Origin of the sequence: Bradyrhizobium diazoefficiens (assembly GCF_016612535.1) — a bacterium.
GTDB lineage: Bacteria > Pseudomonadota > Alphaproteobacteria > Rhizobiales > Xanthobacteraceae > Bradyrhizobium > Bradyrhizobium diazoefficiens_C.
The window spans coordinates 3,170,502-3,196,691 of the sequence record NZ_JAENXS010000001.1; the positions used below are offsets into that span (position 1 = coordinate 3,170,502).

The following is a 26,190-nucleotide window of genomic DNA, read 5'->3' on the forward strand; positions in this document are numbered from 1 at the left end:
ATTGAAATAAGTGTGCGACGTGCGCCGGGTACCCTATTGGAGCTAGAGGGCGACCAGTTCGGCGAGCTTGGCTGCGACATCCGCCATCGGCTCTTCTCCGGTGCTCAGGCCGCTTCGCGATGCGAGCAAAGGACTAACTTCGCGGAGAGCTTCATACGTTGTTTGGTGCACAACGGGAACGAGACGCTCACCAGCGAGGAGTGCCGAAAGCTCTTTGTCGGCGATGCCTTCTGTTGGGAGGCGGCGCAGCAGCGCAGGGGTCACCAGCACGATCCCAATCCGCGAGTTCGCCAAGCCTCTGTCGATGGCGCGGAGCAACGGCACGCCGAGACCAACGTCCTTTTCGCTGAACCAGACCTTGACACCACGTGCCTGGAGTAGATCGTGGAGTTCCTTGGCGGCTCCCTGCCGGTCGTCCCACGCATGGCAAAGAAAGACGTCCCGAAGGTCAAGAGACGCTTGCTTCTCCACGTTCTCGCGGATCGGAGTGAGCGCCCGTACCTCAGCAGGTGTGTACATCACGGACGAACCGGCTCGCGACCATCTCGGCTTTACGCGACTGCCAGACCCGCCGCCGCTGCTCCGGCCGCCCCCGCTGCTCCCTGGCGAGGAGTAGGATGGGGAGGAGTAGGACGGCGACGAGTACGAACTGTAGCTGTAGCCGCGGCGACCCCAACTGCCACGGCATGCAGGGCAGTTCGCCGCGGCGCTCGCTGAGCGATGGCCTTCTACAGGTGCTGTGCATCTAGCCATATTCCACCATTCTCCATCAATTGGTTGATAGGTTCGCGATTCTAAGTCGCGAGAGCGCCAGGCTCTTCAGCCTTCTTCTTGCGAGTGTGCGGTTTGGCGGCCGCGAGCGGCGGCTTCCGAAGTTCTGTCGATTCCGTGCTGAGCAGCAGCTGACGCGCGTAGATGCGGGATGCCTCCTCAACGGCCGACCGGGTTGAGAAAATTGCCAGATAGGCTGCGTGCAGGAAGGCGATCACAAAGACGGGCAGCAGATCAAGCGGGCCTGCTTGAAGCCACAGGTAGGCGGTGCTGCCTATGACGATCAGGACGTTCAGGACCAAAGCCGGCCACTTGAGCGCAAACAGATTGCGCCGGTAGCCATAAGTGATGTTTTCGTTGAACAGAATGTCGAACTTCTTCTTGCTGCGCGTATTCTCGCGCAGCCAACTGCCGGCTCGCCTGTAAAAATCGTCCGCGGTTTCAGGCACGGCGGCTTCCTGTTCTGCTGTTGGCGCTGGCTCGGCCAGCTTTTCGGCCAAGAACGCATGCATCCTAGCTTTGGTCGCTGCGTCAAACGTCATGTCGCGATGCCGCAGCATCGTGACGCTTGGCAGGCCGCCCATCCGCTCGATTAGGCGCGGCTCTATGGCCTTTCCTCTCCTTCTGGCGACATCGGCGAACACCATCAGCAGTACGGTCAGCGCGGTGCCGGCGATCGCCTGCACTAGCTTGATCTCCTTGCCGGCAATAACCGCCCAAGCGAGCGCAATTGCCGGAGCCGCTGCAATGATCGCCGGAAACAGGCGCGCGAAAAGCGTATACTTGTCGAATTTCGGCAAGAACCTATTCATCATCCACATCCGGCTTGAACGGGATAACATACGCGTTTGTAACGCCGGCCCGGCGGTCGTAGCCGCGCACGAAGTTGATCCATCCCTTGTGTGTCGCCGTGACCTCGTATCCGCGCCGCGTGAACGCGTTGGCGACCTTGGTGCGGGGATAGATTTCCTCGTTCTTGCCAACGGATGCGACGGCGTATCCCTGGTTATCGGCCGGGTACGGGCCGAGCCAGCGATTGAGGACCGACGGCGTTACGTTACGGCGGCTACCGTGGTGAGGGATCTGGGCTAACGTCGGCTGGATCAGCAAGCTGATCTGCTCAGCGTAGTCGGCCGCCTCAGCCAGGCCTTCAGGCCCCACGTCTGCGGTCAACAGGACACGCTCATTGCCGAAGGAAGCCCACTGGACCACCGAGGTCTCGTTCGATGCAGATGTGGCCGGTGGGTTTTCGCCCAAGGTTTCATAATCGAGGCGCTCTAGCACCTTTCCCGCCACGTCGGCCGCAGCCTTGAAGAGAGAGCCGAGGAGTCCCTTGGATTCGCTCGCATACGACTGCGGTGTCTTGTCGAGATCGGGAATCAGCTTGGTGTAACGCTCGCGGCTCGGGGCAAGCACAGTGAACGGACCGATCTGCGCTCCCTGAAGGGGAGCCCTGATGGTGATGCCGCGCGTGGCCGCGATCTTTTCCATCTCGACAAGGTAGGGGTGCATCTCGCGCATCTTCTTGATCAGCCCCTCGCGCGTGTACGCGCCATGGAAACTGTCGATCACATCATCGACGTAGTCCCAGGGGCGGTTCATCCAGAGGTCGAAGAACGTGAAATCCTCATGTTCGAGCACCTTGATCAAGCCACACGCGTGATCGTTGTCGGCATGCGATAGCACGACATTGGCGATCTTCGCCTTCTCCGCGTAGTGCTGCTTGATGTGGGTGATGATCTGATCCCCGGTGTCTGTAAAACCACCGTCGATCAGATTAAGGCTGAAGTTTCCGTTCTTGGTCTCGCCATACTTCACAATGATGGCGTCGCCATTGCTGTCCCCGGCGCGAAGAAAATCAATCTCGAAAGGCAAGGCACACTCCTTCGTTCGGCCGCCCCTTAGGGGGCGGTCGTCAGCCCGATATTCGCAGACGGAAAAAACTCGGGCGAGTATTCCGATGGTCGTGGGGGATAGGCACGCAGGACAATCACGTTAAGCCGAAGAAGAAGACAAACTGGTCAATTTAGGTCGGACACTCTTTCAATGCGAGCAGATTGTCGTTCCAAATCCGATCTGCATGGTCTGGATGAACTTCCGACCCGTCGGCTCGTTCGCACGGCGACCCAAGCCCTCGAATGACCTTCTGCGTGTCGAACCTGTGCTGCTTCTTCTCGATAAACCGAACGACGTTCTCTACGGTGTCCTGCCATCTCCCTCCGTCGGGCTTGGGCCCACCCGCATCTGTGATGTGCTCATGTGGGCTCATGCGATTCGGTTTGTGAACGCAATCAATGCAGTAGTCGGCCATTGTCTTACGTTTCCTCAGACATTTTGGAAGGCGAATGACCGCGCAAGACGGGTCGCGTGCTGCCAGGAAGGTCTGGAGTGCTGCTCCTGCTCGCCTTGCGGACTTCAATCGCAACAAGGATTATCAAGCCTGCGTAGCAGTCTTCGGGATCCTTTATGGAAAGTAGCCTGAACCTGACGTCATGGCGACGATCTCATCGGTTTGCGCCTGTCCAGTGCGATCAACTCGAACGGAAGCAGATCTTAAAGCAATGATTCAACATCGCTGCCGCCTTGGCGGTCGTGCCACGCAAGCCACTGTCAATGGATTCGATACTCCGCGCCCCACCTGCTCACGTTGAACCAGTAGCACGCGCAGGATGCAGTTTTTCGGCGTCTTCGTGCCGGTCTCCGCTGGCATCCGTATCAAAAGTTCAATGTGAAACGTTGATCCGGAGCATGGGATGATGTCAAATGCCGAGCCGGCACTCTACGTCGTGCGGTCCCCACACCTATTGGCAGCAATGACGAGGGTAGTTGCAGCATTAAATTCCATGCCGCCCTAACCGTTTCGGCTGGCCTGGGCCAGGTTGCGCCACATAGGCCGCTGCGGCGCGCGCCAGCCTACGTGCGATTTGGTCAAGCTGCGATTGCACCAAACTCGAAGCGTCGGTTGTCCGTTCGAGCCCTCGCTTTACTGGGGGAGAAATCGAGCAAACGGTACAGGTTGGCTTGCGAGGTTGAAACAACCGTTGGTAAGTGACCGCTGGCTTGCTTACACGGCGGTGAAAACATATGGCTCGATCCTGCATCATTGCTCTGGGGGCCGTAGCCCTCATAACATTGCTTCCATCTTCAGGGCCGAGAGCGCAGCAGCAAATTCGGCCGGCGCAGGTTGACGGCCAGAACCCGACCGTGCCGCAATCGACATCTCCTGAGCCGCGACGGGACCCTTCTCAAAAGCTCACGGCTCCCTCGACGGACGCTAGCTCTCCTGCGAGCGCTCAGACCGGTCCGAGCGATCCTCAGAAGCAATGTGTGAAACCGGATGAGTTCATCATAGAGCTGCGATCGGGTCGAAATCCGGTAGGTGCGCCCATCGTGTTGGCCACGAATTTTTTGCCAACGAACCAGCGCGTCGACGTCGGCGTGCGTGCACCGTTCGTCGATGGCGTCCGTTATTTCGCCGGCATCGATTATGGGGACGAAACCTATCTATTCAAGCGACAGGATGTGGTCACGCACCGTGCAACGGACTCGGATTCACTGGTGAAGAAGCATCTGCTCGATCCCGACCAGACCATCGTCACATTGAACATGGGTGACGATCTGGCTTGGTTCTGGAGCAGGGTCAATCTTTACCTCTACACCTGCAACAGCCCGGTCGGTCAGTCCCCTTGGCGCGTCTCGTCCCTAAGTGTCCGCCTCAGTCCCTACTGGTTCAGCATTGGTGCCGCCCTTGTCGGGGTGCTGGTTCTCTACCTCTGGATGGCGTTCGCGCTCCGCAAGAAGGATCACACCTTTGAATCGTTCCTGCGCGCGTTGAACCCCGCACAGGTCTCGGCGGGGGCGGACGGAAAGGGAAGCCTGTCGACGTTCCAAACACTGGCCTTCTCCCTGGCCGTTGCCGCTCTGATCTCGCTGCTGTTGCTTCAGACAGGAACGCTGGTCGATCTCTCCGGATCGATCCTGACGCTCCTGGGCATCAGCGGCATCGGCGCCACGATCGCCAAGGGAACCGATAGCCAGCGCAACACGCTGTCGCCCGAAAACCGGGCGTGGCTGCTTCGACGCAGCTGGCTTCCGATGGCCAGGACGATCCTCGATCCGTCAAACGCAAGCTGGCGTGACTTTTTCTCCACGGACGGCGTCTTCGACGTATATCGCTATCAGAGCTTCATTTTCGGGCTGGTCGTGATCGGAGGCTTGATCGCCGCAGGCGTGAATCAGCTTTCCACCTTCGTTGTCCCAGACACCATCCTGGGAATCGTAGGACTTAGCCAAGTCGTCTACATCGGCGGCAAGCTGGTGACACCAACCAACATTTCCGATCTGAATGCCGCAATCGCGGGGCTGCGTTTCGATGAACAAAAACTGAAGGCCGCTGCCGTGGCGGCCAAGCAGGGCCAGGTGGCGAGCCTGGCGGAAGCGATCCCTCTTATCGGACAAAGTACCTACGACGCGTACCGTCAGAAGGCCAGGGACGTCGCGGCAATCTTCACCGACGCGACCGGTATAGTCGTTGCCGACGCATCGCTCGACCCTGTCGTGATGTAATAAAGGAGACCGAGATGGCTAAAAATATCCTGGTGTTCGCCGACGGCACAGGTAACGAGGGCGGTCTCCTGCCGGACGAGAGCCGGACGAATGTCTACAAGCTTTATCGGGCAACGAGAACAGGGCCAGAATCAATCATTGACCCGAAGAAGCAGCTGGCGCTCTACGTCCCCGGCATTGGCACGCCGATGCCCCGACACGACAATGGCTGGGACCGGATAAAAGAGGCGGTCCAACAGATGTTTGGGTTCGGCATCACGCAGAAGATAATCGATTGCTACGTTGCGATCATCGGCGTCTGGGAGCCGGAAGACCGCATTTACCTGTTCGGTTTCAGCCGTGGTGCCTACACGGCCAGGTGTCTTGCGCACGTGCTCGAGCTGTGCGGCATTCCAACAAAGGAGCGCAATGGCGAGCCGATCAGCCTCGCTCCGACATCGTTGAGAAAGATCGCCAAGGAGGCGGTCTCTTGCATCTATTGGCTTGGCATGCCCAGGGACGCCGCACAGGCCGAAAAAAGAGCGGAGCAGTTTCGGGATGCGTACCATTCCCAGGTCGGGCGAGCCTCAGGGGCTTCCGCCTACTTCATCGGGATTTGGGATGCCGTCGCTGCAATCGGCTGGCAACGCTTCTTCCCTGACTGGACTTATGATCGCCATTTCCCGTCAGACATCCAATACGCGCGTCATCTGCAATCAATCGATGAAGGGCGAAAGGATTTCAAACGGGTACCCTGGGGAGGGAGTGGCACGGTCAAATGGCCGGATAGGCAGGGCGAACCGGAGCAATTCGACCAGATCTGGTTTGCCGGAAATCATTCCGACGTCGGCGGAAGCTATCCCGAGAACGAATCCCGTCTCTCGGATATTACGCTCAACTGGATGGTGGAGTTCATCACGGCGAAGATTCCGGATGCAGGCCGCGTCATGGTCGACATGGACCTGCTAAGACTATATCCGTCGGCCGACGGTATGATGCATGACGAGTGCATGGTGGGGATGGGCGGCACGGCATTCAAATGGGCAAGGGCAGTTCGGGAGGTGCCCGATACGGCACAACTTCATTCCACCGTGTACGAGCGGCTGGCGATGAAATCGGTGCGCAATTTCACGAGCTTCGCACCCTACAGACCTATTGCGTTGCAGAACCATCTCAAAGCAAAAACGTATTACCAAGCCACGACGAGCAGAGGCGACGACACGGCCGCATCCAGCCCCGGGGATGCGCCAAGTTCTGCGGGGAGCGGTGCCATTTCGATTTGATTGGACCGCTGCCCCCATTCCGGATGGCAATCGGCTACATGCGATGGTCGGCTTGGAGACCTTCTACACCGAAGAGCCACAAAGACATCGCGGAGTTTCTGAGCGAGGTCGCTGCCAGGCAGCGGCAGGCAAGGCTCGCCAGGACGCGCGAACCTCTCATCCCGACCAAGTGCGTCCCGGGCGGCTTGCAACAACGCAACCGCTCCTGCCGGACTCGTCCCGATCTATCGGCTGATTGAGCAACTTGAGAAGTTAGCGGATGTAGCAGGTGTGCATGACGTACCGGGATCAACCAACACGCAGGTTCTCTGCGGACATCTTGCCCGAGCTGCCTGTCGTGAGTTCGAAGCTGATCCGGGCCCCTTCAGCAAGCCCGGTGTAGCCGGCCTTCTCCACCGCCCTGATGTGCACGAATACGTCCGATCCTCCATCATCGGGCTTGATAAAACCGTAACCCTTCGTCGCGTTGAACCACTTTACGATACCAGTCGACACTACAATATCTCCAGTTCAAAACGACCGCGAAGTATCTATACTTTCCGGGAGGATCAAGATCATGTTCGATTGCCGCACGCGATCTTGCCGCCGCACAATAAAGTGACGATCGCTTGGCAGAAGGGTTAGGCCGACCGACCTTCGCGCTCCAAGTGGGCCAGTATTGCCGCCTGTTCCACCGAAGCAAGAAAGGCCCGGCCGTCTTCCATAATGATCCAATGGCCGGATTCGCGCGCAACCAGCTTCTGCCTGAAAATATCGAGATCTGGCGCCCGCTCTGCCAATCGTTTCATACGGGTCGTCCATTCCGGACCACTCGTGTAGAACACCGCCAGGTAATTCTTCAGGACAGCAAGACTGGCTCGGCCCTGCGTTGGCCGGCGAGAATCTTAAGTACCGAGAGCTGAAAACTCACATTCGTCAACCAAACGCAGCAACACGAACGCCGCATATATTCGTGGCACCTGCCGACCTGCGCCTGGCTTCAAAACAAAAAACCGGGAAAGTAATTCTAATGCACGGATCCTCCGCAATTTGGACGCAACTGTCCTTTGGAATCTGGGGAGATGCCTTCTAACGTTGTTCTACCATACGCGCGTGAATTTATCAGCGCCCTTCAACTTGCCAGGCTTACCGGTCTTATCAACGTAGAACAGCGTCCATGACGTTGGCATTTGAGACCCGTTAGTTTTTCCAACCCAGCGGGTGAAGGAATTGCACTGGGCAAAAGTAACAACAAAATACAAGCCGGTTGGACTAACAGCTCCCGATGCAGGATAAGGGATGCCCTGGCACGCAAATCCTTGAGCATGGTTTGTGAAAGTCCCGTGTATTGCCCCGCTATTGGCGGACCAAATGAACAGTTCTGAACCCCGTTCATTCTTCCAATATGAGGGAGCAGGAAGCCCCTGCGCCATGGCCTCGGCGGAAAGAAACAAGAACTGAGCGAACAGCAAGAATCCCAGTAATCTCTTCATATTGATGCCCCCAAAACAGTCCGGTTAAAATTCGCAACTTGGATTAGGTATTTTGGTACATCTCCAGGCTCCGTTCGCTCCTCTTATTTCGCGTTCGGCAATGAAATGCAGCGCTTATGGGCGAAATCGCGCTGGATCGCGGCGAAGTCGTCAAGCCCGCGCCGCCTGTAATCCTGCTACGGCTCGCCCGGGTGGCCGAGCGCCGAGCCGATGCTCGGCTATTTTGAGGTGAGGCCGAATGCGCGGATCGAGGGGAGTTCGCGCCTATGGGCCCCATTTCAAGACGCCGTTGCGGCCCGGCGGGCGAAGCCATCGCCGAAGCGCGTCCTGCCTATCACCAAGCGGGTAAGCGAATTGACGGTCGCAGGCATTCTCATCAAGGGCCGACGATCGTTAAGCGCGAATACGAACCACGGGAGCCCGGCATCGAAGGACGTATGGATTCCCTCCTCAGGCTCGATGTTGGGCAAGACGGCCGCGCCGAGGTGAAAACGGTCCAGCCGCAGACCGACGATAGCGATGAAAACTGGGAGAAATACAAGGAACGCAGCGAGCTTCTTCACACCCGGCGCGAACTTCAGCACGGTCTATGCCGATGAGGAGATCGACCTGCCGTTCGCCAAGAGTCACGTTTGCAAGGATGACGGGATACCCTGCGCCGCCAGAAATTCATAGACGCGCCGGAGAGTGGCCCGCTCGGAAGCGTGCTCGATTGAAGCGCCAAATGAAATCTCAATAGGGGCAAACGGAGCTCCGCAAGCAGGCTATGGTCTTTCGACACCCGCCCAAGTGATAACAGGCTGCCCGTCCACAATGCGCCGGCTGGTGGAGCCGTTGCACGCGCGGCATCTGCCGCTCGATCGTACCTTGCTTCCCTGAAGCCCGGATAGGCAATCGCAATCCGCGCCGACCTGCCGGGTCCACGAAGCTCATGAGCTCGCGCAGCACAATCGGCTCGGCGTTTATCTTCCCGTGATCCATCTCACCATTCTATCAGCAGCAAGCGATCCTGGGACTCGTGACAATCATCCGGGGGCATCCGCCTGCGCTACGCTCCGGCGGAAACGGGCTCTGGGCGCTTCGCGCCCCGAGCCGCCTCCGGCGTCTCGGCCCTTCGGGTGACGATCGCCGTGCCCGCGCTATTGCGCGCATTTCTCTTTGGAGGGGATCTGCTGGCACCGGTGGCGTTTGCCTGCGGCGTGGGTACGCGGAGATCGCACGCGGCTCGCCTCGGAACCCAATGCGGCCGCTGCGACGAACTTCTATCGCGCTTGAATCGCTAGCTGTTTGATGGATTTCGATCAATGCGGAACGGGATTGCAACCATTGGCTCCGCTATCACTGAAGCTTGCGATTTCGATCTTCGGAAGAACTGAAGACGAGAATGGGAGGGCGAACGACAGGCACGGAATTACGTGCGGGGCTGATAAATGTCCAAGCGGCGAGTCCCGCTCCTTATTGAACCCGATTGATTGCTGCCGACAGCTGCGAGACCGCCCGTCTTGGAGCTCGGGAGTGCTGCGCGCGTCTGCCCACGTGCCGCTGCCCCAATCGTCTATCGCTTGGCTCGCAAACGGCAAGGCTGGAGAGCTGGAGGACGTCGGAAATGCGTATTGAGCTTACGATAAATAAGAGATCCTACACTGTCGAGGTGCCGCCTGAGACGCCACTGCTGTGGGTCCTTCGGGATGTGATTGGTCTGACGGGTACGAAATACGGGTGCGGAATTGCCCAGTGCGGTGCCTGCACGGTGCACGTCGGCAGTGACGCGGTTCGGTCGTGCATCACGGCCGTAGGCGACGTCGCCAAATCAGTCACCACAATCGAAGGCTTGGACGCGGACGGCAACCATCCCGTTCAGCGCGCGTGGCGCGAGGAGCGTGTTCCACAATGCGGCTACTGCCAGGCCGGACAAATCATGCAGGCCGCGGCGCTCCTTGCCGAGATGAAGAACCCTTCCGATCAGCAGATCAGCGATGCGATGGCAGGGAATATTTGCCGCTGCGGTTGCTACCAGCGGATCCAGTCTGCGGTTCGCAGGGCGTCAAGGGAGGTCTAACGATGAGCGATCATGCACCGTCAACTTCGTCCAACCCCGGCGTGAGACTTGAGAACGTTAGCCGACGTCAATTCCTTCGCTCGACGGCAGCTGTTACGGCGTTTGCCGTAGCTGCCGAGATTTCCGGCTTGCGGGCCGGCCTGGCGTACGAGACCGGTGGCGCGCAGATGCCGCATGGGACCGTCAACGATCCACACGTGTTCGTATCGATTGACTCGTCGGGCATCATTTCGATTACCGCCCACCGTTCCGAGATGGGTACGGGAATTCGCACCTCTCTTCCGATGGTGGTGGCAGACGAACTAGAGGCCGATTGGTCCAAGGTTCGCATCATTCAGGCGCTCGCCGACGAGCCGCGATACGGCAATCAAGACACGGATGGCTCCCGTAGCATGCGTCATTTCTTTCAGCCGATGAGACAAGTCGGCGCGGCGATGCGCCAGATGCTGGAGCAAGCGGCGGCCAAACAGTGGGGCGTTTCCTTATCGGAAGTTCAAGCCAGCAATCACGAAGTGATGCATAAGCCGACCGGACGCAAGCTCGGGTACGGTGAGCTCGCGAAAGCGGCCATGGACTTGCCCACCCCGCAGGTGGAATCCCTGAAGTTCAAGCCCGACAATGCGTTTCGGTATATGGGCCACGGCAACGTCCCGATCTACGACTTGTTCGATATTACGGTCGGACAGGCGCAATACGGATACGATGTGCGATTGCCGGGCATGAAATACGCCGTGATCGCGCGTCCTCCCGTTGTCGGTGGGAGGATAAAATCCTTCGACCCAACCGAGGCTCTCAAAGTTCCTGGCGTCGAAAGGGTGTTGGAACTCAAGGTCGATTGGGTGCCACCTGCCGCGTTCTCGCCGCTGGGTGGGATCGCGGTGGTGGCGACGAATACGTGGGCGGCCATAAAGGGTCGAGAAGCCCTGCAGCTCAACTGGGAAGACGGTGAGAATAGCGCCTACGACTCCGCGGCGTATCGACGGCAGATGGCTGAAGTCGCGAATAGGCCGGGTCACGTCGAGCGCACTCAGGGAGACTTCGACAAGGCGTTCGCCGGCGCATCCAAAATTGTATCGGCCGAATATTATGTGCCGCACCTTGCTCAAGCATCAATGGAGCCGCCGGTTGCGACTGCAGTCATTCGCAACGGCGAATGCGAGGTGTGGGCTCCCTTGCAGTATCCGTTCGGCGCGCGCGAAGCGTTCGCCAAGCTTCTTGAGTTGCCGATTGACAAGGTGAAGGTGAACATCACTCTTCTCGGCGGCGGTTTTGGTCGAAAGTGTCAATCTGACTTCGCGCAGGAAGCCGTACTGCTCTCGAAGGCACTTGATGGTGCGCCAGTCAAACTCGCTTGGACGCGAGAGGACGACCTCCATCATGGCTTCTATCATACCGTCACCTATTCGCGTCTGGACGCCGGCGTTGACGCGTCTGGAAAATTGATCGCATGGCGGCATCGCTCGGTCGCGCCAACCTTGTTTGCGAATTTCAAGCCTGATCCAAAGCGCGAGCAGGCGATAGAACTGGGATTGGGACTTGCAGATCTCGCACTGGACATTCCCAACGTGCGCTTTGAGACCGGCGAAGCGACGGCCCTGACGCGGATTGGCTGGTTCCGGTCGGTCAACAACATACCTCACGCGTTCGCCGTACAGTCCTTCATTGCAGAGATCGCGCGCGAGCTGGGCAAGGATCCCAAAGACGTCCTGCTTGAAATCATTGGGCCACCCCGAAAGCTTGAGCTCGAGAAACTGGGGCTGACAGATCCGCTCTGGAATTATGGTGATCCGTATTCGACGCATCCGATCGACACCGGACGTTTCGCGAACGTCATCAATCTGGCGGCCTCGCGTGCAAGCTGGGGGAGATCGCTGCCGAAGGGGGGCGGGCTCGGAATTGCGGCACACCGCAGCTTCCTGTCCTACGTCGCAACGGTCGTCGAAGTCGGCGTGGACTCGCGAGGAAAGCTAACCATACCGCGCGTCGAGACTGCGATCGACTGCGGTTTTGCTGTCAACCCCGAGCGGATTCGTTCCCAGATCGAGGGGGCAGCCGTCATGGGACTCAGCAATTTCATCGGCGAGATTTCCTTCAAGAATGGCAGCGCCGAGCAGAGTAATTTTGACAGCTATCCGGTGGCTCGCATCGACAATGCACCGATAAATGTGCGCGTCCACATCGTTCCGAACGGCTCCGAGGTGCCGGCGGGGGGTGTCGGAGAGCCGGGAGTGCCGCCTTTTCTGCCGGCGCTTTGCAACGCGATCTTCGCCGCGACCGGCAAGCGAATCCGTTCGCTTCCAGCAGGCGATCAAGTTCGCGTCTAGACGACCAGGCTTCAATACTTGATCGCCTCGAACCGCGACTGAGCTCGCACGCAATCACCATAAAAAATCGGCTACTGGAGGAGTGAAAAAAGTGTCCAAGGTAAGCAAGGCAAAAGCGGGTTTTTGGCCGGCCGTCAGCGCGATCGCCGGGGTCGGCCTCATGGCGGGCGCCATCGGGAGTGCGGCGGTTGCCTCTGACGAAACGACCGAAAAGCGGCTTGTCAATGCGACCCAGGAAACGAGCAACTGGCTGCATCATCACCGCGACTACACGGCCCAGCGCTACTCTCCGCTGAACCAGATCAATCGCAGCACGGTCAAGGGGCTACACGTCGCCTGGACGATGGCGCTGGGCGGTATCGAGGGGGGCGGCATTTGGAGCCATGGCGGTCTCGAAGGCACCCCGATTGTCGAGAACGGATTCATGTATGTCACCGACGGGTGGGGATCTGTCTACAAGATCGATCTCCACGGCGGCAACGGAAAACTGGTCTGGAAAATGGATCCCAGGACCGATCACGACTGGGCCGGTGCCGTTGCTTGTTGCGGTGTTAACAATCGAGGCGCAGCGCTATGGGAGAATCTTGTGATCTCACATACCCTCGATGGGCGCTTGGTTGCGACCAATAAGGACGATGGCAAAGTCGCCTGGGAGCGCAAGGTGGCCGATCCCGACAAGGGCGAAGTCATCACCGGCGCGCCGTTGATCGTCAAGAACATGGCTATTACTGGAGTAGCCGGGGCCGAGTATGGCATCCGCGGCTGGATTGCTGCCACCGACTTGAAGTCTCAAAAGGAAGCTTGGCGAACCTTTACGATTCCGGGCACGGGCGAGCCAGGCAACGAGACCTGGAAGGATGATCGCGATTCGTGGAAGACCGGTGGGGGATCTACCTGGGTGACCGGATCGTACGACCCCCAAGCCAACTTGCTCTATTGGGGTGTCGGAAATCCTGGGCCGGATTTTGATACGGAATATCGTCCGGGCGACAACCTTTACACAGATAGTACCCTTGCGTTGGATCCGGATAGCGGGACAATCAAATGGCACTTTCAGCACACACCGAATGATCCCTTCGACTATGACAGTGTTGCGGAGAGAGTGCTGGTCGACGTCCCGTTCAAGGGAAGCCAGCGCAAGATCGTCCTTGAAGCTGATCGCAACGGCTTCGGCTACGCGCTCGACCGCACCGACGGCTCTTTCCTGTGGGCAACCCCTTTCGTCAAGAAGGTGACATGGACCAGGGGCATCAATCCCGAGACCGGAAAGCCGATCGAGTATGATCCCGCCAAGTCGGTGCAGACCTATGATCCGCAGGTGACGCTGAACCGGAAGAACTCGCATGTCACCGTTTGTCCGGGACATAATGGCGGCAAGAACTGGCCGCCTACCGCGTACAATCCGGACCTGAAGACCTGGTACATCCCCGTCATCGAGAGCTGTGACGAGTTGGATAACAAGGAGACGAAACCTTCCGATTGGAAGGCGCGCGAATTCTTCACAGGCGGCGGTCCAGTCGTGAAGCTGGCGATAACAGGAAGCGTCACCGCCATTGATATCACCACTGGTAAGGTCACTGGCAAGCATGAGACCACCTACCCGATGCTGGGTGGGCTGCTTGCAACGCCCGAGTTGGTGTTCGCTGGCCAGCCATCCGGAGAGCTCTACGCTCTCGATGCCAAGACGCTCAACAAGGTATGGGAATTCAATACGGGTGCCGGCATCAACGCTCCCCCCATGACGTTCTCGGTGGACGGAAAGCAATACATTGCGATCCTCGTGGGACTGGGCGGCGCCTGGGACAAGTGGAATCTCGATTCCACTAAAGGCCTGGAGAAAATCGCCCCGGGTTCCATGCTGTATGTTTTCGGTCTGTGATCCGTTTTGCGGATAGTGGGGCGAGACTGCGCTTGTCCCACTTCGTCAAAAGAGTTCAAGAGGAAACAATGGAACTGAAACTTGGGCGCCCGAACCGACGGGCTAACAGGACGGTACGCATGAGCGTCGTTAGCTTGATCCTGAGTGGTGGCTTGGCTCTTCTCGCGATACGAGATGTCGCTCGGGGCGAAGGTGGCACGCCCATACAGGGGCAGGTTATCAACGGCGCGCATCGCGCGCTTGATGAAGGGCAACGCATCTACGAAAAGGCAAATTGCGTCGGCTGCCACAAATGGCACGGCGATGGCGGCGGCGGCTATGGCGGCGCGGCGCTCTCGTTGCGAGCCACACAGCTCACCCGCGATCAACTTGTTGAAGTCGTCCATTGCGGGCGGCCGGGAACGGGGATGCCGCATTTTGATCGCGACGCCTACAAGGACTACCGATGCTATTCCGGAGTCACGGCTCAGGATTTGGGCAAAGACCTGCCTTTGGATGCGGCTACATTTCTACGACCCAAGGAAATCGAGACGGTCGTCGATTATGTTCTGCAGCACATCAAAGGCAAGGGGCCGGCGAGCTATCAGGACTGCGCTGACTTCTTTGGAGAGGGCGCGAGGGCCTGTGAAGTCTACAAGAACATCTCCGCCCACTCCCGAGCAACTGGTACGGAATAGAGGCAATGAGTCATCGACGATTGCTCTGGGCGCTACGGCTTCTGCTCCTCGTGGTTCCTTGCGGGGATGCCAACGCGCGCCAAGCCGCCGACTTGCGCGACCTCAGTCTTGGGATGTCGGTCGCCAACATCCCTCCGGAAGAGTATATCAATCTTGCTTGTGCCGATAATCAGGACATCAGGCTGGCGGGCTGGAAGGACTTTCGGACATGCCCACCGAATGAAATGGGTTTGCACGTTATCTCGTTTCGGTTCAACGACGAGGTGAATCCTCTGGCGGCCGTGAACGACAAGTATGAGGGGACGAAGCTCGGCGGCCATCCCGTGCTCGTGAGGGGGCTCGTCGACAAGAGTGGCGCGTTGCAAGGTATTCGGATCGACACAGATCCGAACGCACGCCCCTTCTGGCGCAAGAAGGCCTTTCTGTTGGCGCTCATTGTGAAAGCGCGGTACGGCGAGACGGGGTGGACGTGCCGTGAGGCGGAGGACCATGACGGAGAAACGCCGGTTGGCGGTGTCTTTATCAAGGAGCACTGCGAGAAGCACTCAGAGCAGCGTCACCTGGTCCTGGATCGGGAAATCTATCGTCGCGCCGACCAGGCTCTCTCGGACTTTGTCAACGCGACACACCTCCTCATCCGGCCGACACGGCCGAACGCTGATTGAAGGGCATGGACCGAATCGATCGTCTCGCGCGGCACGGCGGCGGCATGATGTGCCCGACCAAGCGCTTGCGCGCGGCGCTTGCCCGGTCGCCGTCGGCGACGCCGTGGTGCGTCTGACGAGCGAGGCGTCCGGCACGGTTTTGCACCGCGGCCACTTCACATCGTTGATCCCATTTGATTCGGAGCTCGCCACGACGCCTCTGCTTTTAAGGCGGCGCCGACCGCAGTCCGCTCAGATGCTGCACGAAAGATTCTGCGCGGTGATGGTGAGAAACTGGACAGGGGCGCTGCTCACATCCACCTCGATCAGCCCGAGACGGCGAAGCACCGTATCAAGCGATCGGCGCGCATGGGCCTCCTGCGCCCCGTCGATGCAGATGTCCATCAAGCCGGAACGGAGACATTTTGCTGTGGTTTGAGTAAGCGCGTGTCCGATCCAGAATATCTTGACCGGATGAGCCTTCAAGACCGACGCGATTCCCTCTCGTCCAGCGCCGACAGTGTACAACCCGATAACGCGATCGTCGTCACGCAAAGCGTCCGTCAGCCTCTCTGCTGAAAGCAAATTGTCGTCATGTCCAAAAATGACGAGGTCGAAACTGTGATCACTGTTCGTGTGCTGGGTCAGATAATCGGAGAAGCCGCGTATGCGCTCCCGATGCGCCCGATAGGCTCCGCTGTGGCACATGGCGAGCAAAGTGCCGCGACGTCCCTGCAGCATCCGCGACATATAGTAGGCCGCAGTTCTTCCCGCGGCGTAGTTGTCGATGCCGATATAGGGCACGTCATCGCCTGCACTTCCCGTAAGCATCTGTACGACTTCCACGCCCGACATGCGGACTTGGCGGATGCTCTCGGCAATCTTGGGATGGTCTGGAGCCAGAACGATGAGACCAGACCGGCGAAGGGGAGGCTTTGCAATATGTCGGGCGACGGCGGCAATATCGTCCTCGCGAGCGAACGTCCGGTGCACCAGAATAGTTGGGTCCAAGGTGGCCGAAATCCGCTGGAAAGTGGTGTTGAGGTCGGCATAAAAAATCTCGAGTTCCGGCTGAACCAGAAGCACCTCAATGCGAATGATGCCGCGGTGGGGTCCTGATCGCCGGTCGCGATATTTTAGCTTCTTTGCGGCCTTGATGATTCTTTCGGCAAGCGCGATCCTCACACCGCCGCGGTCGTTGAGAACGCGATCTACGGTTGCGACGCCGACATTCGCCTCACGCGCAATGTCTATGATCGTCGGTCCCCTCAAATGCCTGCCTCCGCAGTTGACTCTGCAGGATCGCCAAACTCAAGTTGGGCCAGACAGAGAAGGACCAATCTCAAGGATTCCCCGACCCGTCGGACTTGCTCCTGGCATTCCAGCCTTGCCCGGGGTTGAATAGGCGTACGTCCTGCCTCGATCTGGTCTTCTGCAGGTTAAGGACTGTTGCCGTCGAAGATGTAGGCCGTCTTGACCGTGGTATAGAACTCCTGCGCGTAGTGGCCCTGCTCGCGCGGACCATAGCTGGAGCCTTTGCGGCCGCCGAATGGCACGTGGTAGTCCACGCCCGCCGTCGGCAGGTTCACCATCACCATGCCGCTCTCTGAGTTGCGCTTGAAATGGCTGGCGTATTTCAGGCTCGTGGTGCAGATGCCCGAAGACAGGCCGAATGGCGTGTCGTTGGCGAGTTCCAGCGCCTCGTCATAGCTCTTCGCTCGGGTCACCGTGGCTACAGGTCCGAAAATCTCCTCACGTGCCACACGCATCCCGTTGCTCACCTCCGTAAGCAGCGCGGGCGCGAGATAGAAGCCGGGAGCCTCGCGTTTGACGAGCTCGCCGCCGGCAACAAGCTTGGCGCCTTCGGCCTGGCCGATCTGGATATATTTCAAGTCCTGGTCGAGTTGGCTCTGGTCGACGACGGGACCGATATGCGTGCCGGCCTTCAAGGCATCGTCAATGACGAGCCCCTGCATCCGCTCCTGCATGGCCGCCACGAATTGGTCGTGGATGCCATCCGTCACAATCAGGCGCGACGAAGCCGTGCAACGCTGGCCTGTGGAGAAGAAGGCGCTGTTCACAGCGCATTCCACCGCCACCTTCAGGTCGGCATCGTTCAGGACCACCATGGGGTTCTTGCCGCCCATCTCGAGTTGAACTTTCTTGATCGGATCCGCGGTTATGCACCTCTCGGCGACCTTGCGCCCTGTCGGCACCGAGCCCGTGAAGGAGATAGCGGACACCTTGGGGCTGTTCAGCATCGCCTCGCCCACCACGGAGCCCCGGCCCATGACCAGGTTGAACACACCTGTCGGCACGCCGGCGCGGACGATGATTTCGCAGAGCGCATGAGCCGAACCCGGCACGAGCTCGGCAGGCTTGAACACCACCGTGTTGCCGCAGGCAAGCGCCGGCGCGATCTTCCAGGCCGGGATCGCGATGGGGAAGTTCCAGGGGGTGATGAGCCCGACGACGCCGACCGGCTCGCGGGTGATCTCCACATCGACCAAAGGCCGCACCGACGGCACCTTCTCGCCCGCCGTGCGAAGGCACTCGCCGGCGAAGAAGTGGAAGATCTGTCCGGCGCGCGTGACCTCGCCGATGCCTTCCGGCAAGGTCTTGCCCTCCTCGCGGGAGAGCAGGCGGCCGAGCTCATCCTTGCGGGCGTGGATCTCATCGCCCGCGGCCTTGAGAATATCGTGCCGGGTCTGGATGGTGGAGCGCGACCAAGCCGGAAAAGCTTCGTAAGCAGCGTCAATTGCGCGCTCAGTCTCGGCAGCGGATGCACGGGCATATTCGCCGACAACATCATTGGTGTTGGATGGGTTGATATTTGCGGATGCCTCCGCTGCAGGAAGCCACTCGCCGGCGATGTAATTATTCGTCATGGATAAGATCTCAGTTGGATTTTGGTAAGTGCACAAGGTCTCGGCGTCGCAGCACTGCAGACCGAATATTTAAGTCACTTCGCGAAAGGGCTATTCAGCGCCCCCAGGAGAGAGCCAAAGGATTGACTCCGCGCGCAAGCTCAACCAGTCCGGCTCGCGTTTTCGGATGAATCTGCTCCAATGGGTGCCGCACAGCCTCACATTTGATGACGTTGCCTTCTCTCATCACGCTCTTGGCCGCGCGCAGGCCACATTGACGGTTCTCGTAATTGATCAACGGCAGCACTTTTGCATATGCTGCGACCGCTGCCGCGCTGCGCCCTGCCTTGTGATGATCGAACACTGCTCGCAACAAATCGGGGCAAAGCGCGCTCGACATTGTCCCGGTCGCGCCAGCTTCGAGATCTGCCATCATGGTAATGGCTTCCTCTCCGTCAAATGGACCTGCGATGGCCTCGCCACCCGCCTCGATCAAGTTGCGCAGCTTCGCGGCTGCAAACGGCACCTCGATTTTGAAATAGCTAACCAGCGGCACTTCCCGTGCCAGGCGTACGAGAAAGGGTACCGAGAGCACGACGCCACTGAGTGGCGCATCCTGAACCATGATCGGAATTCTTGCGGCATCGGCAACACGAGCGAAATGCTCGATCATGCTGGTCTCGTCTACCGTGAGACCTGCGCCGTGGTAAGGCGGCATCAACATGAGAAGACTTGCGCCTCGTTCAGTCGCATATCGCGCACGCTCCACCGCGATACGCGTGCTGAAATGGCTGCATGTCACCATGACCGGCTTGCGCCCACCCACATGCGATAGGCAGAGATCAACCAGCAATCTGCGTTCCTCGTCTGACAACAGGAACTGCTCGGAATAGTTGGCCAGGATGCAAATTCCGTCGACCTCCTGATCGATCATGCAATCCAAAACACGTCGCTGCCCCTCAAGATCGATACCTCCGGACTCGATAAATGGCGTTGGCGCAACGGGGAACAGGCCGCTATAGAGCACGCTTTTTTGGATTGGCATGGGCAAGGATCCCTCTCGGAATTGACATCAGAAGCAATGTGACGAGCAGCGGATGTGCGGCGTTGGATTTTCTTGGGCTCGATCCGGATTCGCGGACATTCCAGCCCTCGAACAGAATGAGAGAATCTGATCTTCAGCCTTGGTGGCCGAGTACCTGCCAAGCACCCGTCCATACTTTGACATTGTCGATCCGCACCCTTGTTGCATGTTGGGCCGGCTTCCGAATATTGGTCTGCAGCGCGATCAACATCGATGGCGAGCCGCAAAGCGGTCCTTGGCAACTGTTGTTCGACCTTTGGGTATGGCCGGCGGACAGTGCGATTGTTGAGGAAGAGATCAGCCTCCGGCAACGACATGTGCGAGGTTCGATCATTGCCGACCTCTCGCAGGGGCAGTTGAGTCTCGAACGATCAATCGCGTTTCCAACTCTACCCTGGAGTGAATGTCCAGCGAGGCTTGATCAGCCAGAAAATAATTGGCCGCCTGTTCGCCCATCACACGAGCCGGGACGTCAACGGTCGTAAGCCCAGGAGAGAGATATTCGGCAATATCGAGATTATCAAAACCAATCATCGATATGTCTTGAGGTACGCTCAATCCAAGATCTTTGCAGCCGCGTAATGCTCCGCCAGCAAGTACGTCGCTCCCGCAAAATATCGCAGTTACATTCTTATTCTGCTTGAGGATCATTTTGACTGCGGCCCGGCCGCGACCAAAATCGTAGGGCGATTCGACAACGACGATGCTGGAACGATCTATTCCACGGCGTTCAGCCGTGTCCAGGAACCCTTCAAGGCGGCCAGACGCCCGGTCGTTGTCGCGCGTTATTCCAGCAATGACCGCAAGATTCTTGTGACCGAGGTCCGCAAGATAATTTGCTGCCAACGCCCCGCCGGTCCGATTGTCAAAACCCATGCAAGGAATCGAAATATCTTCCGAGAGAGCGTAGGTAACAGCAAACCTGACCTTGCGATCACGCAGCAGTTTCAGCGTCTCTTTTCGATGGCAAGAGCCGACGAGAACAATGCCGTCAACGCCCTTCTCAATAAGGTTACGAACTTCCTTAAATTCTCTGTCGAGATCGTAACCCGTGGCAGAGTGGACAAGCGACGCCCCCGTGGGCGCTAGTCGGCTCTCCAGGCCCTCCAGCATCCGAGTGAAGATCGCGGCGTCCAATGTCGGAACAATCAAGCCGATCAGTCGCGAGCGCGAGGATCGTAGCGCGCGCGCAGATCCGTTCGGTACGTAGTCGAGTTCCTCAACCACCTGGAGGATACGCCCCCTCAAATCGACCGCGACGCTCTCCGGTCGATTCAACACGCGCGAAACTGTGGCGATAGAACATCCCGCGCGCTTAGCTACTTCGATGATGCCGCGATCTCCGCGGGCCGTCTTGTCTGATGCCATCGGCCTTTTCTGCCAAACTTCGCCAGTGTGAAAACGTTACCACAACACGTAGAATTGCGAAAGGGGCCAAATGCGAAAGCTGCCATGTCACGATCCTCGCCGGCACAGAGGGACTAGGTTCGCGCGGGCTTCGATTCGACGCAAGCACCCGTTGCCGTGACGGACGCGAACTGCTCGCGTTCTACGAGGTGGCAATCTAACCCCTTGTATGAACGAGGATTCTATCCAGTATGGGTTCTTTGGAAGGCTCGTTCGGTCGCAGATGCAGAGACAATCCCAGCCATAAATGAGACGCTCTGCGGCAATGCCAAACAATTCCAATTATTTTTGGAGGCCTCTTGCAATGTCCGCAAAGGCGATGTAAACCTTTTCAAGAATTGGCTCCCCTCGGAAGGGGAAGTCGTGGCCGGCGATTGCAGTTCAGGACCATAGAACCCAGGCGCAAACCTCTTCGCGCCTGACGGGAGGTTTTGATTTCAAATCGGCTGTGTCAGTGACCTGCATTCACGACAGGAGACCAGCGTGCGAGCGAAGCAACGACGAGCGGGTGCAGTGCCGATTATTTCGGCTAGGCAGGCGGCATCGCTAATATCCAACGGTGACTGCGTTTATTTCGGTGGTTCTAGCGCCGGCCACGCCGTTCCCGAGGCGATCATTGATGCCCTTCGCGACGTCTATTCCGAGCGGGGGTCTCCTGAAAACCTGATCGTGGTGGGCACGGTGCCAATTGGCGACTGGCTCGCGACTGGTCTCGGCTTTAACAAGCTCTCGGCTCCTGGCTTGGTGCGTCGCGTTGTGGCAAGTGGCTTGAGCAATTGTCCAGCGCTTGGACAGTTAGCGCTGGCCAATAAGATCGAGGCCTACACCATTCCCCAGGGAGTCCTTGCGCAACTCGCTCGCGAAAATGCGGCGGGGCGGCCTGGTGTGATCACGAAGGTCGGACTCCACACCTTCGCCGATCCCCGTATCAGCGGCTGCAGGCAGAGTGAGCGCAGCAAGGAGGATATGGTTGCGCTTGTTGACATCCAAGGAGAGGAGCATCTGCTTTACAAGACCTTTCCTATCCAGGTCGCAATCCTGCGAGGAAGCATTGCGGACGAAAAGGGAAATATCTCCCTCGAGGACGAAGCATACGTCGGTGAAAGCATGTCGATCGCGGCCGCAGCTCGGCGCTCGGGCGGTATAGTCATCGTTCAGGTCAAGCGGGTTGCTGCATCGAATACGCTAAATCAACGAGAAGTCAGAATACCTGGAGTTCTGGTCGACTATCTCGTCGTCGATCCCGATCAACGGCAGACTTATGCGACGGAATATAGTCCGGCGTATGCAGGAAAAATGAGGGTGCCGGACGGGGCGATCGAGCCGTTGCCCCTGGATGTGAGAAAGATCATCGCGCGGCGCGCGGCGCTTGAGTTGACGCCCGGCGCGACCGTCAACATCGGCTACGGTATTTCGAATGGAATTGCCGTCGTAGCTGCTGAAGAAGGAATATATCGCTCAGTCACGCTGACGGCGGAGCAGGGGGTGATTGGCGGCATTCCCGCTCCGGGAATGGATGCCGGTGCCGGCACAAACTACGACATGATCGCGCCGCAACCGGATCAGTTCGATTTCTACGACGGCGGCGGGCTGGACATTGCATTCCTGTCATCGGCCGAAGTCGATCGACACGGCAACGTGAATGTCAGTCGCTTCGGCGCCAAGATCATAGGGCCCGGTGGCTTCATCAACATCAGTCAGGGCGCCCGAAAGGTCGTTTTCTCGGGCACTCTCACCGCAGAGGGTCTGAGCGCGAAGCCCAATGACGGCTCCCTCGTTATTGCCAACGAGGGAATGGTCAAGAAGTGGGTCAAGGACGTCAACCAAATTACCTTCAGCGGCAGTTATGCGAAAGAACGTCAACAAGAAGTGGTGTTCATCACCGAGCGCGCTGTATTCGAGCTTACGCCGAACGGTCTGATGCTGACCGAGGTTGCGCCCGGGATATCCGTTGAAAAGGATGTCCTGCCCAATATCGAATTCGACGTCATCGTATCGCCCGACCTGAAACTGATGGATGCGAGGATCTTCAAGAACGAGCCGATGAACTTGGCAGAGCGCTTCCACGCTGGCGCCGTACAGGCATAGGAGAGGTGCCGGCATGAAGTTCGTCACAAGAGACTACGACGGCAACGTCGAGATTCTAACGATGAATAGGCCAGAGCGACGCAACGCTCTCGGCGAGGACATTCTGAGAGATCTGGTTGATTCGGTGGCCAGGGCGGCCAGCGATAAAGACGTCAACGTGATATTGCTTGCAGGAAACGGCCCCGGTTTTTCAGCCGGCGCAGACCTCAAGGACTTTTCTGCAGGCGACATCGAGGGCACCTTCAACCTCAACGGCCGCCTGGGCGCATTTGTTCGCTCCCTTACCCTGATCAGAAAGCCGGTCGTCTGTGCTGTCGATGGGTTTGCCTTGGGCGGCGGCCTTATGCTCGCGGCGTCGTGTGACGTAGTCGTAACGGCTCCGGCAACGCGCTGGCATTTGCCGGAGGTTTCTCTTGGCTGGCTGCCGGGCTTTGGACTCAATACACTAGCCGCACGCGTTGGTCCCTTTGTGGCCCGTTCCTTAAGCTGGAGTCCGACTGCGATCGATGGCATGGAGGCTCATAGGTTAGGGCTGGCTGACATTCTGTCGCATCCAAATGAAACGGCACGCCAAGTTGCGCTCCACTACGCCAAGGGCCTGGCGGCGATGCCGCCGCACGCTGTGCTGACCACCAAACAGTTTTTCTCCACGCCGATCGCCGCCGGAGCTGAGGTCATGGATGACCTGGCAAACCGCTACTTTGCCCAGGATATCCTGCACGAGACCGCACGAGCAAACATGCAACGCTTCCTTCCGAAGAAGGGCAGCGGCGTCTAGCCGCATGCACAAGCTAAGGACTCTTCGCAGCTGTCTTGCTCAAAGGAACGATATGAACCACCTCACCGAGTCCCTCATCATCGTCGAGCGGCCTGAGCCAGCCATCCTCCTGCTGCGGCTCAATCGCCCAAGACAACGCAATGCACTGAGTGCGGCTCTGTTGCGTCTGCTTGCCGATGCACTTCGAGCGGCTCGTTCCGATGAGGCCGTGCGATGCGTCGTTCTCAGTGGCGGTGAAGACACCTTCTCCGCTGGTGCTGATATCAAGGAGATGCAGCAGCACGGCTTCGATGCACTGAGCGATCCTGCACGGCAGGGTGCTTGGGATGTTATCGCCGGCTTCCCCAAGCCGCTCATTGCGGCCGTTCGAGGCGTGTGCATGGGCGGCGGCCTTGAGCTCGCGATGCTCGCTGACATTCTGCTGGTGGCAGAAGATAGCATACTGGCGCAACCGGAAATCACCATCGGAATCATGCCCGGCGATGGCGCCACGCAGCGTTTAGCGCGGATCGTTGGCAAATCTCTGACCATGCAGATGGTGTTGACAGGCGAGCCGATCAGCGCGCAACGGGCAGTGGCGGCGGGACTTGCATCAGAAATGCTGCCGGCGTCCGAGGTGCTCGGGCGCGCGCTCGCGATAGCGCGCGTCATCTCGAAGCGTGCGCCGGTCGCCGCTCGGTTAGCCAAGGAAGCGATCCAGGCGGCCGACGAAACGTCACTGTCGGCCGGCTTGACGATCGAGCGGCGTGCGATCCGATACGTGTTCACCACCGACGACCAAAAGGAGGGCATGGCTGCCTTCGTCGAGAAGCGGCCGCCAGCGTTCACCGGACGTTGACGCGCGACATCGAACTCGCATCGCTCGATGATTTACCTGTAGTGCGCGTGCAGGAACAACATCGTTCGTTCGGAGATGAAAACGTTTTCATCAAGCTCTAGTAAAAGTCCATAATGAAAACCGGAGGAAATGAATGACCACTGTGATTGAATCCATGACCGCAACCATCCCGCATGAAAGACATGTTGCCAACAAGCGCATGACGATAGGTTTGGGCGGCGGCGTAGCCTTGGAGTGGTACGACTGGACCGTCTATGGAATGATGGCGTCGTTTCTGTCGCCGCTTTTCTTTCCCTCCGATGATCCCACGACGTCGCTGCTCGCCGCACTTGCGGTGTACGGCGCGGGCTTCTTCGCGCGACCGGTGGGAGCAGCGATACTCGGTCCAATCGCCGATCGCATTAGCCACAAGCGGGTCATGATGATCTCGGTCACCGCGATGGCGTTGTGTTCGCTGCTGATTGCCGTCTTGCCGGGTTACAAGGATCTTGGCGCTGCGGCGGCCGTGATATTGCTGCTTATCCGGATTATCCAGGGCCTCGCCACGGGCGCCGAGGCGGGGGTTGCCAACGCCATTGCGATCGAACTTGCACCGCCGGGCAAGGAGGGGCGATATCTTGGTCTGATCAGTGGCACGTTTATCCAGCTCGGTGTCTTCGGATCCAGTTTGGTCGCCTTTTTGGTAAGTGCCTCGGTGGCTTCCGAGACATTGCACGAATGGGCCTGGCGGCTGCCCTTTGCAGTCGGCGGCGCGTTTGGCCTGGTCGTGATCTATTTGCGCAGCACGCTGCCGGAGACCCTGATCAAGGACGTCATGCATTGCGATGAGCTGTCGCGCATTCAAAAGACCACCGGCGATGTGTGGAAGACACTCTGGAGCGTTCGACTTTCGCTGCTCGCGGTCGTCCTCGTCGTCGGCGCGGTGCAGATTGCGAACTACGCCTGGAATGCTGGTTTGCCCAATCTGGCCAACGGCGTGTTCAAGGAGAACAGCACCTGGGTGTACGGGATCACGACCCTGATGGGCGTGATCTGGATCGTGACAGCGCCTCTTGTGGGTACTTTCGCGGACAGGATCCGCCCCTCGCGGGCGTTCACGCTGCTGCGGCTGCTGCTCGTCGGATGCTTCTTCCTGACGTTGCTCTATTCCGAGAAGAGCATTTCCACATTCTTCTTCGTCATGGTGTTCGGCGGCGCCATCGTCGGTTTCAACATGGCTCTCTACAACTTCATCGCAACCACGCTGATGCCGCGCGCAGTGCGTACGACCGGCATCGCTTTCGGTTACGCGCTCGGGGTCTCACTGTTCGGCGGGACCTCACCCTATTTGCTGGTGTGGTTGCAGCACGCGAATATGGCCTGGATGTTCCCGGTCTATGGATCGGTGATCGCGGTGCTGAGCGTGATCGTTTATCACATCGCGAAGAAACGCGGCCATGTCTACATCGGCGACTGATATTGAATCCTTCGTGAC

General features: G+C 58.6%; 22 protein-coding genes and 1 pseudogene. 12 read left to right on the forward strand and 11 right to left on the reverse strand.

Annotated elements, in window-relative coordinates:
- Positions 1-42 precede the first annotated feature (42 nt).
- From JJE66_RS15020 to JJE66_RS15035, 4 genes and pseudogenes are all read right to left on the reverse strand, one after another.
- On the reverse strand, positions 43-753 hold the full coding sequence (locus JJE66_RS15020; protein ID WP_200515000.1) for a toll/interleukin-1 receptor domain-containing protein: 711 nt from the start codon (positions 751-753) through the stop codon (positions 43-45).
- A 41-nt stretch (positions 754-794) separates the two neighbouring features.
- Entirely contained in the window at positions 795-1,571 is a 777-nt protein-coding gene (locus tag JJE66_RS15025; protein WP_246756201.1) for a hypothetical protein, read from the reverse strand.
- A 4-nt stretch (positions 1,572-1,575) separates the two neighbouring features.
- Entirely contained in the window at positions 1,576-2,646 is a 1,071-nt protein-coding gene (locus JJE66_RS15030; RefSeq protein ID WP_200515002.1) for an MBL fold metallo-hydrolase, read from the reverse strand.
- A 181-nt stretch (positions 2,647-2,827) separates the two neighbouring features.
- Positions 2,828-3,082: pseudogene (locus JJE66_RS15035) on the reverse strand (DUF3892 domain-containing protein); the annotation flags it as partial.
- Between the two features lie 1,016 nt (positions 3,083-4,098).
- Between JJE66_RS15035 and JJE66_RS15040 the strand changes: the two are divergent.
- Positions 4,099-5,337 carry a hypothetical protein gene (locus JJE66_RS15040; RefSeq protein ID WP_200515004.1) on the forward strand — a complete coding sequence of 413 codons (1,239 nt, stop codon included), beginning with the start codon at positions 4,099-4,101 and terminating at the stop codon, positions 5,335-5,337.
- A 14-nt stretch (positions 5,338-5,351) separates the two neighbouring features.
- Complete coding sequence (locus tag JJE66_RS15045; protein WP_200515005.1) at positions 5,352-6,599, forward strand: DUF2235 domain-containing protein; 1,248 nt, start codon at positions 5,352-5,354, stop codon at positions 6,597-6,599.
- Between the two features lie 288 nt (positions 6,600-6,887).
- Here JJE66_RS15045 and JJE66_RS15050 read toward each other — a convergent pair whose 3' ends face one another.
- The 3 genes from JJE66_RS15050 to JJE66_RS15060 form a co-directional block, all read right to left on the reverse strand.
- Entirely contained in the window at positions 6,888-7,094 is a 207-nt protein-coding gene (locus JJE66_RS15050) for a cold-shock protein (RefSeq protein ID WP_200515006.1), read from the reverse strand.
- A 125-nt stretch (positions 7,095-7,219) separates the two neighbouring features.
- Entirely contained in the window at positions 7,220-7,387 is a 168-nt protein-coding gene (locus JJE66_RS38005; protein ID WP_246756203.1) for a hypothetical protein, read from the reverse strand.
- A gap of 291 nt (positions 7,388-7,678) precedes the next feature.
- Positions 7,679-8,071 carry an avidin/streptavidin family protein gene (locus JJE66_RS15060; protein WP_200515007.1) on the reverse strand — a complete coding sequence of 131 codons (393 nt, stop codon included), beginning with the start codon at positions 8,069-8,071 and terminating at the stop codon, positions 7,679-7,681.
- A 266-nt stretch (positions 8,072-8,337) separates the two neighbouring features.
- On the opposite strand from JJE66_RS15060, the gene JJE66_RS15065 reads away from it, so the two are divergent.
- From JJE66_RS15065 to JJE66_RS15090, 6 genes are all read left to right on the forward strand, one after another.
- Positions 8,338-8,670 carry a hypothetical protein gene (locus tag JJE66_RS15065; protein ID WP_200515008.1) on the forward strand — a complete coding sequence of 111 codons (333 nt, stop codon included), beginning with the start codon at positions 8,338-8,340 and terminating at the stop codon, positions 8,668-8,670.
- Between the two features lie 1,007 nt (positions 8,671-9,677).
- Complete coding sequence (locus JJE66_RS15070; protein WP_200515009.1) at positions 9,678-10,130, forward strand: (2Fe-2S)-binding protein; 453 nt, start codon at positions 9,678-9,680, stop codon at positions 10,128-10,130.
- Between the two features lie 2 nt (positions 10,131-10,132).
- Complete coding sequence (locus JJE66_RS15075) at positions 10,133-12,454, forward strand: molybdopterin cofactor-binding domain-containing protein (RefSeq protein WP_200515010.1); 2,322 nt, start codon at positions 10,133-10,135, stop codon at positions 12,452-12,454.
- A gap of 91 nt (positions 12,455-12,545) precedes the next feature.
- Positions 12,546-14,333: a PQQ-dependent dehydrogenase, methanol/ethanol family gene (locus JJE66_RS15080; protein WP_311979876.1), complete on the forward strand. Its 1,788-nt coding sequence runs from the start codon at positions 12,546-12,548 to the stop codon at positions 14,331-14,333.
- 119 nt (positions 14,334-14,452) lie between these two features.
- Complete coding sequence (locus tag JJE66_RS15085; protein WP_200515011.1) at positions 14,453-15,010, forward strand: c-type cytochrome; 558 nt, start codon at positions 14,453-14,455, stop codon at positions 15,008-15,010.
- A 5-nt stretch (positions 15,011-15,015) separates the two neighbouring features.
- A complete protein-coding gene (locus JJE66_RS15090; protein WP_200515012.1) occupies positions 15,016-15,675 on the forward strand; it encodes a hypothetical protein in 660 nt (219 codons plus the stop codon).
- A gap of 231 nt (positions 15,676-15,906) precedes the next feature.
- Here JJE66_RS15090 and JJE66_RS15095 read toward each other — a convergent pair whose 3' ends face one another.
- The 4 genes from JJE66_RS15095 to JJE66_RS15110 all read right to left on the reverse strand — a co-directional run bounded on the left by JJE66_RS15095 (position 15,907) and on the right by JJE66_RS15110 (position 20,973).
- Complete coding sequence (locus JJE66_RS15095; protein ID WP_200515013.1) at positions 15,907-16,926, reverse strand: LacI family DNA-binding transcriptional regulator; 1,020 nt, start codon at positions 16,924-16,926, stop codon at positions 15,907-15,909.
- Positions 16,927-17,093: 167 nt separating this feature from the next.
- On the reverse strand, positions 17,094-18,542 hold the full coding sequence (locus tag JJE66_RS15100; protein ID WP_210349677.1) for an aldehyde dehydrogenase family protein: 1,449 nt from the start codon (positions 18,540-18,542) through the stop codon (positions 17,094-17,096).
- A 94-nt stretch (positions 18,543-18,636) separates the two neighbouring features.
- The gene (locus JJE66_RS15105; protein WP_200515014.1) at positions 18,637-19,566 is read right to left on the reverse strand and encodes a dihydrodipicolinate synthase family protein; all 930 of its coding nucleotides are present in this window, start codon (positions 19,564-19,566) and stop codon (positions 18,637-18,639) included.
- A 369-nt stretch (positions 19,567-19,935) separates the two neighbouring features.
- Positions 19,936-20,973, reverse strand: a complete 1,038-nt coding sequence (locus JJE66_RS15110; RefSeq protein ID WP_200515015.1) for a LacI family DNA-binding transcriptional regulator — start codon at positions 20,971-20,973, stop codon at positions 19,936-19,938.
- 522 nt (positions 20,974-21,495) lie between these two features.
- Here JJE66_RS15110 and JJE66_RS15115 point away from each other — a divergent pair.
- The 4 genes from JJE66_RS15115 to JJE66_RS15130 all read left to right on the forward strand — a co-directional run bounded on the left by JJE66_RS15115 (position 21,496) and on the right by JJE66_RS15130 (position 26,172).
- The gene (locus tag JJE66_RS15115) at positions 21,496-23,100 is read left to right on the forward strand and encodes a CoA-transferase (RefSeq protein ID WP_311979878.1); all 1,605 of its coding nucleotides are present in this window, start codon (positions 21,496-21,498) and stop codon (positions 23,098-23,100) included.
- A 13-nt stretch (positions 23,101-23,113) separates the two neighbouring features.
- Entirely contained in the window at positions 23,114-23,878 is a 765-nt protein-coding gene (locus JJE66_RS15120; RefSeq protein ID WP_200515016.1) for an enoyl-CoA hydratase/isomerase family protein, read from the forward strand.
- 52 nt (positions 23,879-23,930) lie between these two features.
- On the forward strand, positions 23,931-24,716 hold the full coding sequence (locus JJE66_RS15125) for an enoyl-CoA hydratase-related protein (protein ID WP_200515017.1): 786 nt from the start codon (positions 23,931-23,933) through the stop codon (positions 24,714-24,716).
- 133 nt (positions 24,717-24,849) lie between these two features.
- A complete protein-coding gene (locus JJE66_RS15130; protein WP_200515018.1) occupies positions 24,850-26,172 on the forward strand; it encodes an MFS transporter in 1,323 nt (440 codons plus the stop codon).
- Positions 26,173-26,190: the final 18 nt, after the last annotated feature.